3 protein-coding genes and 1 pseudogene are annotated in these 2,478 nt (G+C 64.1%); 2 read left to right on the top strand and 2 right to left on the bottom strand.

Annotation, left to right across the window (positions count from 1 at the left end; all coding sequences use genetic code 11):
• Positions 1–226: pseudogene (locus tag AC1DY5_RS51275) on the top strand (IS4 family transposase); the annotation flags it as partial.
• Positions 227–239: 13 nt separating this feature from the next.
• Positions 240–857, top strand: a complete 618-nt coding sequence (locus AC1DY5_RS51280) for an SDR family NAD(P)-dependent oxidoreductase (RefSeq protein WP_478121957.1) — start codon at positions 240–242, stop codon at positions 855–857.
• A gap of 4 nt (positions 858–861) precedes the next feature.
• Here the strand turns inward: AC1DY5_RS51280 and AC1DY5_RS51285 are convergent, their stop codons facing one another.
• On the bottom strand, positions 862–1,614 hold the full coding sequence (locus AC1DY5_RS51285; protein WP_478121958.1) for a VOC family protein: 753 nt from the start codon (positions 1,612–1,614) through the stop codon (positions 862–864).
• Positions 1,615–1,627: 13 nt separating this feature from the next.
• Positions 1,628–2,478: glutathione S-transferase N-terminal domain-containing protein (locus AC1DY5_RS51290; protein ID WP_478121959.1), on the bottom strand; the 851-nt coding region annotated here is incomplete at its 5' end.

The following is a 2,478-nucleotide window of genomic DNA, read 5'->3' on the forward strand; positions in this document are numbered from 1 at the left end:
CAGCGAGAACGCGGTGAAGTCGCAGATCTGGTGCGCCGTCGCGCCTTACGTACTCATCGCCATCGTCAAGAAGGAGCTTCAACTCGATGCCTCTCTCTACACTTGTCTACAGATCTTGTCGGTCTCTGTTTTCGAGAAAACCCAGCTTTCATGCGCCTTGCACGCCGATCTGTCCATCGCGGATCCGATAGACGCCGCTAACCAGTTGAATTTGTTCGGCTTTTAACCGGACAGCAGTGATGAAAACTGTATTTATCACTGGTTGCCCTTCGGGCTACGGCAAGGCCACGGCAGAGCATTTTCTGAAACAGGGCTGGAACGTCGTCGCCACCATGCGCAACCCCGATCCGGCTGCGCTGGGCGGTCCGTACGACCGTCTGCGCGTGGTTCGGCTTGACGTGACGGACGATGCCAGCATCGCCCAGGCCGTCAGCGAGGGCATCGTGTCGAACGTTGCACCAAAGGACACCAGGTCCAACCTGAGGTCCCCCTGGAAATCCAAGCTCGTGTGGTCTGGCATTGCCGTCGCAGCGGGGTTGAGCGCCGGGTGCGGGACCATTCAAGAATCGATGGCTACCGAAGCGGCCGTCTTGCGAACGCTTGACGAGGTGCGCGATGACACGGCGCGCCTCGTGAAGACGAAGTCCTCCGGTCCTGTCGTGGCTCTTGCCCTTGGGGGCGGCGGCCTGCGCGGGTACGCCCATGTCGGTGTCCTGCAGGCATTMGAAGAGGCCGGCATCAATGTTGAGGTTGTTGCCGGCGCCGACGACTGCGACGACGCAGCCTTCCCGCCGACGTGCCAGTCTTGTCTTTCCCTCGAAGAGTCCGATGTTGGTTTCAGTCGCACTTCGTCATGACGCCTCAGCTCCGTGGCATCGGCTTGATCACCGCAACCAACGCCCCCTGCGGGTCGCGCAGCATGCCGATGCGGCCGACGTCCGGGATGTCGGTAGCCGTCATGCAGACTGTCGCACCCAACTGGCCGGCCCTGGCGAGCGTGCTGTCGCAGTCGGTCGTGTTCACATAGGGCACCCACTGCGAAGGCATCTTCGGGTCGGACGACTGCATGACGCCGCCGCGACCCTTGTCGCCCTCTGTCTTCAGCAGGTAGTAGGTGCCCCCGGAATCCATGGGCATCGCGTCCTGCGTGTAGCCGATGAGTCCGGTGTAGAACTTCAGCGCCGCCTGAGGGTCCGAAGTGGTCAACTCGTTCCAGACCCAGCCACCCACGGGCGTGTCCTGGTCGGGACGGTCTCCTTGCGCGCTCTTCCACAACGAGACGCGCGCGCCGGTCGGGTCGACCACGGCCGCGGCGCGCCCTACCGGGCCGTAGTCCACGGGTGGCGATTCGCTCTTGGCTCCGGCGGCGAGCGCAGCCGCGTAGGCCTTGTCCACGTCCGGCACCGAGACATAGGAGACCCAGCGCGCACCGCCGTCGGCCTGCATGAAGCCACCAATGCCGTCGGCGCCGTTCATGATCATCGCGTATTGCAACTCACCCATGGGCATGTTCTCGACATGCCAGCCGAACAGCGGCTCGTAGAAGGCTCGCGCCTTCGCAGGATCGTTGGAAGCATGCTCGAACCAGACGAATTTTCCGGGCAGGTAGCTCATCTCGATTCTCCTTTCACCGCGTTGGTGCGGCAGGGGTTGCATCATGCGGGGCGGTGGCAGCGGCGAAGCTGGGGCGTGCCCGCATCACGCCCAGTGCGCGCCGGATGTTCGGTCGGTCCGATAGCAACTGGGCACCCTCGGGGAAGCGACCGAGGTAGTCCAGGATCGGTGTGACGAGGATGTCCGCATATGAAGGCGAGGCGCCGCCGATGAAGTCGCGGCCTTGGTAGCAGCGCTCCAGCGCATCGAGCGGGCGGACCATCTCGGTCACTGCCTTGTCGATCACGGCCCGGTCGGGACTGCCGCCCTCGCCGCGCGGAAAGATGTACTGCAGCACGTAGCGCCGCACCATGGTGTCGTACATGTAGGCGCCGACCGCACTCACCCATTGTTCGGTGCGCGTCCGGTCCACCAGCATGCCGGGGTTCAGGGATGGACCGTCGAATCCCTCGTCGATGTAGCGCAGGATCGCGCTGGTCTCCCAGATCTCTGTCGCCCCATCGCGAAACGCAGGGATCTTGCCGAACGGATGGATCGCGTCGATCTTAGGGCTGTTCGGTGCCGCACGTTGCAGCGAGTAGGCCAGGCCCTTCTCGGCCAGGCCGATGCGCGCGCTGCGCACATAGCTGCTGGCTGTATCGCCCAGCAGCGTGAGTGTGGCGGCGCTGCCGCGCGCGTCGAGCAGGTCGGTGAGGCGGTTGAAGACCGAGTTCCAGCCCTGGTTGTGGCCGTTGCGGGCAGCCTCCGAGGGGAAGCCGATGTGGCGCATGCGGATCTCCGTGCCTTCATCCCGCGCCACGAAGTCGATCTCAATCAGCGTCTGCAAGCCACCCATGCCCTCCATGCTTTCCTCCCAGACCCAGG

Source organism: Variovorax sp. P4_D9 (assembly GCF_056401695.1).